This window comes from Streptomyces muensis, from assembly GCF_021474425.1.
Lineage (GTDB): Bacteria > Actinomycetota > Actinomycetes > Streptomycetales > Streptomycetaceae > Streptomyces > Streptomyces muensis.
The window spans coordinates 1-4534 of sequence record NZ_JAKEIP010000428.1; the positions used below are offsets into that span (position 1 = coordinate 1).

Annotated in this window: 3 protein-coding genes; 2 read left to right on the forward strand and 1 reads right to left on the reverse strand. The window is 72.3% G+C overall.

What is annotated here, in order from left to right; genetic code table 11:
- Window positions 1-49 precede the first annotated feature (49 nt).
- Window positions 50-2548 (forward strand): Hsp70 family protein, encoded by a 2499-nt coding sequence (locus tag L0P92_RS42375; protein ID WP_234768472.1) that lies wholly within the window; start codon window positions 50-52, stop codon window positions 2546-2548.
- 24 nt (window positions 2549-2572) lie between these two features.
- The gene (locus L0P92_RS42380) at window positions 2573-3505 is read left to right on the forward strand and encodes a hypothetical protein (RefSeq protein WP_234768473.1); all 933 of its coding nucleotides are present in this window, start codon (window positions 2573-2575) and stop codon (window positions 3503-3505) included.
- Between the two features lie 33 nt (window positions 3506-3538).
- Here L0P92_RS42380 and L0P92_RS42385 read toward each other — a convergent pair whose 3' ends face one another.
- On the reverse strand, window positions 3539-4471 hold the full coding sequence (locus L0P92_RS42385; RefSeq protein ID WP_234768474.1) for an ABC transporter permease: 933 nt from the start codon (window positions 4469-4471) through the stop codon (window positions 3539-3541).
- Window positions 4472-4534: the final 63 nt, after the last annotated feature.

Consider the following 4534-nt stretch of genomic DNA (forward strand, 5'->3'; position numbering starts at 1 on the left):
CCCGAGCGGACCCCGGCCCCCGGCACCTGAACGACCAAGGAGACCGACCATGCGCGAGACCATCGACTTCGGCATCGACCTCGGCACCACCAACAGCGCCATCGCGGTGGCGGAGGACGACGGTGTCCGGGTCGTCAAGAACAACGACGGCTGGGACTTCACACCCTCCGCCGTGTGGATCCCCAAGGAGGGGGTGATCCATGTCGGCAGGCGGGCCCGTGAGCGCACGGAGAGCGATCCCGACAACGCGTACGCCGAGTTCAAGCTGGAGATGGGAGCGGCCGGCGCGCACCGCCTCTTCCACCGCACGGGCGTGTCGCTGACACCCGAGGAACTCTCCGCCGAAGTGCTCAAGTCCCTGCGGCAGGACGCCGCGCACGAGTACGGGTACCAGCCGGAGGCGGCCGTGATCACCGTCCCGGCCTCCTTCGCCCTGAACCAGAACAACGCCACCAGCTCGGCCGCGGCCCTCGCCGGGCTCGGCGAGCAGTGCCCGCTGGTGCAGGAGCCGACCGCCGCCGCGATTGCCTACGGTGTGCAGGACGCCTCCGAATCCGCCCACTGGATGGTGTTCGACCTGGGCGGCGGCACCTTCGACGCGGCCCTGATGAGCAAGCGCGACGGCGAGTTGCAGCTGATCCAGCACGCGGGCGACCCGTACCTCGGCGGCAAGCTCATCGACTGGGCCCTCGTCGACGACGTACTGGCACCCGCCGTCCGCAGCGACCTCGGGCTTGCCGACTTCGCCCGCAGCAGCCCGCGCTGGCGCAAGAACTTCGCCAAGCTCAAGCTGGAGGCGGAGAACGCCAAGATCGCCCTGTCCCGCAGGGACTCCGTCGAGATCTCCGTCGACCTGGACGACGGCAGCGGCGGCATCGAGCCCTTCGAGTACGTCCTGACCCGCGGCGCCCTCGACGACCTGGCGCTGCCCTTCTACACCCGCGCCGTCCGGCTCTGCCGCGACGCCCTCGCCCAGAGCGCCCTGCGCCCCGACCACATCGACCGGCTGCTCCTGGTCGGCGGCGCGACGCTCAGCCCGGGCCTGCGCGAACTGCTCGCCGACCCCGTCGAAGGACCCGGCATCCCCCTCGACCACAGCCAGGACCCCACCACCGTGGTCGTGCGCGGAGCCGCCGTGTTCGCGCGCACCGTCCGGCTGCCGAGGAAGCCGCAGAAGGCGGCACAGGGCGAGTTCGCGATCGAACTCCACTATCCGGCGCAGTCCGTCGACACCACCGGCATCCCCGTCTCCGGCAAGGTGAGCAGCGGCAGCGCGGTCGACTGGACCAGGTTCGCCGTCACCCTCAGCAACCCCGACGGCCGACCGCCGTTCCGTGGACCGCTAACCGAGATCGGCGCGGACGGCACCTTCTACACCGAGGTGGCCATCGACGCCGACACCCGCTCCCGGTTCACCGTCGAGCTCACCGACACCTCCGGCACCCGGCGCAAGCTGGCCGGCGACACCTTCTCCATCACCCACGCGACCGTCGTCCCCGGCGACGCCGTGCTCACCGGCACCCTCGGCATCGGCAAGGCCGACGGCTCCTTCGACCCGCTGCTCCGCAAGGGCACCACCCTGCCGGCCCAGGTCACCAAGCCCTACCGGACGACCATCGCGCTGCGCCGCGCCCAGCCCGACGCCGTCATCCGCATCCCGCTGCTGGAGGGCGAGCGCAGGCGCGCCGACCGCAACACCCGGGTCGGGCTCATCGAGATCCGCCCGCGCGACATCCGCATCGACCTGCCCGCCCAGAGCGAGGTCGAGGTGACCTTCGAGATCCAGGCGAGCAACCGGGAGGTCCTCGTCACCGCCGACATCCCCCTGCTGGAGCAGCAGTTCGAGGCGACGATCAACCGCTCCGAGCTGCTCGCACCCGAACACGAGGAACTGGTGGACCGTCTGCACGACCTGGAACAGCGCGTACGGCTCCTCCAGGACCAGGCCGAGGACGTCTACTCCGACCAGGCACGGGAGCAACTGGCCGACCTCGCCGAGCAGAAGACCATCCCCCAGCTCCGCAAGGAGGTCGACGCCGCCGCCGTCGACACCGGTGCCGCCGTCACCAGCGAGCGCCGCATCCGCGATGTCGAGGCCCAGCTCGACGACATCGAGCAGGCCATCGAGATCCCCGGACTGCAACGCGAGCTGTGGGATCTGCTCAGCTCCTGCGAGGACGTCATGGAACAGACCGGCGGCGGCCCGTCGGACCGTCGGGAGCTGCAGAACATGCGCGACCGGGCCGGCGCGCTCGGCGACGACGCCACTCCGGCGGACCTGCGGCGGCTGATCAAGCGGGCCGGGGAGTTCCACGTCGAGCTGCTGCGCCGCACCGACCAGTGGGAGTACGTGGTCTTCCACGCGCTGGTCGAGATGCGCGACGACATGTTCTCCCGGGCCCAGGCGGACGCCGCGATCCTGGAGGGCCGCCGGGCCGTCGCCGCGGGGAACCGCCGGGCACTCGCCGGCGTCAACGAGCGGCTGCGCAGGCTGCTGCCACCGGGGGCCGCCGAGGAGGCCGAGCGGATGTCCGGCGGCATCAACTAGCCGTTCGAAGCAGAGGAGTTGACGGTGACCACCGCACCCACCCCGGTCCTGCCCGCCGACGCGCTCCGGGTCGTCCTGCTCGTCTCGCGCGCCCGGGCGGCGGCCCGCTCCGGTGACCTGGACGGCGCGCTACGGCTGCTGCACGAGGCCGACGATCCCGCCCTCGCCGGCCATCACGACGTACTCGACCTGCTCGCCCGGGTGCACGCCCAGCGGGGTGAGCCGGCCCTGGCGGCGGAGTACTGGCGAAGGGTTCAGGAGGAGCGGCCGGAGGACCCCGCCGCCTCGGCGGGGCTGGCGACGATCGACCGGCTGGGCCGCCGTGGCCCACGCGCGGCGCTCGCCCGGCACCGCGCCCGTACCGCGCTGGCCGCAGCGGTCTGCGCGGTGGCCGCGATCACGGCCTGCACGGTCGTCCTCACCGACGACGCGGGCGGGCGTCCGCAGCGGCCGGCCCCGTCGCAGGCCGACCGGGCGGAACAACTCGCCCAGCGGCTCGAAGTCGAACACCGGGCACGGCAGGAACAGGAGCGCGTCCGCGCGTCGGCCCGCCGCGCGGAGGCGGTGGCGGCGCTGGCCCGCGAGCTGCGCGCACCGGGCATCGACGCGGCCGTGCACGGGGACTCCGTGGAAGTCACCTTCTCCGACGGGGTCTTCTCCGAGGCCGACCGGCTCACCCCGGCCGGCGCCGACCGGCTGGCCGTCCTCGGCGGCCGCCTCGCGGGACGGCAGGCCGACGTGGAGATCCTCGGCCACACGGCCACCGTTCCGGGCGCCCCGGACAGCGGCGGTTCCGTGCTCTCCTTGTGGCGTGCGCTGGTCGCCGCGCGGGAGTTGAGCGCCGCCAGTGGAGAGCCACTGACGGCGTTCACGACGGCGAGCGCGGATCAGCGGGACGCGCCGTACGCGGGCATCGCGCGGAACCGGACGGTCACGGTGCTGATCACGCCCCGCTGACCGGGCGGTGACGCGGCGGCGGGCGCCGCACGCTCAGCGGGTGACCAGCAGTCCCCGGCTCCTCAGTACCTTCCGCTCCAGCGGGCTGAAGATCAGCAGGTCGATGGCGATGCCGACGATGAGGATCAGGAAGATGGCGAGGAACACCTGGGACATGCTGCTGTTGGTGCGGCCGTGTTCCAGCAGCTGGCCGAGGCCGATGCCGAGGTCGGGTGAGGTGGCGATGATCTCGGCGGCCATGAGGGAGCGCCAGGAGAAGGCCCAGCCCTGCTTGAGGCCCGCCAGATAGCCGGGTAGCGCGGCCGGCATCACGATGTGCCGGGCCTCGTGCAGGCCGGTCGCGCCCAGGGTCCGGCCCGCGCGCAGGAACAGCGGGGGAATCTGGTCGATGCCCGATACGAGGCCGTTGGCGACGGAGGGGACGGCGCCGAGCAGGATCACGGCGTACATCATCGAGTCGTTCAGGCCCAGCCAGATCACGGCCGGCGGCACCCAGGCCACCGACGGGAGGGACTGCAGGCCGGAGAGGATGGGGCCGATGGCGGCGCGGACGAACCTGACGCGTGCGACGAGCAGGCCGAGCGGTGTGCCGATGGCCAGGGCCAGCAGGAAGCCCATCAGGCCGCGTGAGACGGATGTCCAGATGTAGTCGAGGAGGGTGCCCTGGAGCCAGGACTGGCGTACCTCGGCCCAGACGTCGGAGGGCGAGGGCAGCTTGTAGTCGGGCGCGACCTCGGCCCACACCAGGATCTGCCAGACCACCAGCACCAGCGCGACCGCAGTGACGGGCGGAAGCACCTTGCGGACCAGGGTCTCGCGCAGCGGCGTACGGCCGACCTGCACCGAGTCCAGCGCGTCGAGCCCGGCCTCCAGCCCCGCCAGATCGTCCTGCGCCGTCCCGGCCGCCGGGGAGCCGTCCTTGGTGACGTCGACCTTGGTGTCGACGCCGTTGTCAGTGCTGGCCATGGCGGCGGATCTCCCCACGCAGTTCTTCGGTGATCTCCCGCGAGAGCTCGGCGACCTCGGAGT

Bases quoted from the DNA above. Each gene is read 5' to 3' on its own strand.
- L0P92_RS42375 (WP_234768472.1), top strand. From the start codon at position 50: ATGCGCGAGACCATCGACTTCGGCATCGACCTCGGCACCACCAACAGC.
- L0P92_RS42385 (WP_234768474.1), bottom strand. From the start codon at position 4,471: ATGGCCAGCACTGACAACGGCGTCGACACCAAGGTCGACGTCACCAAG.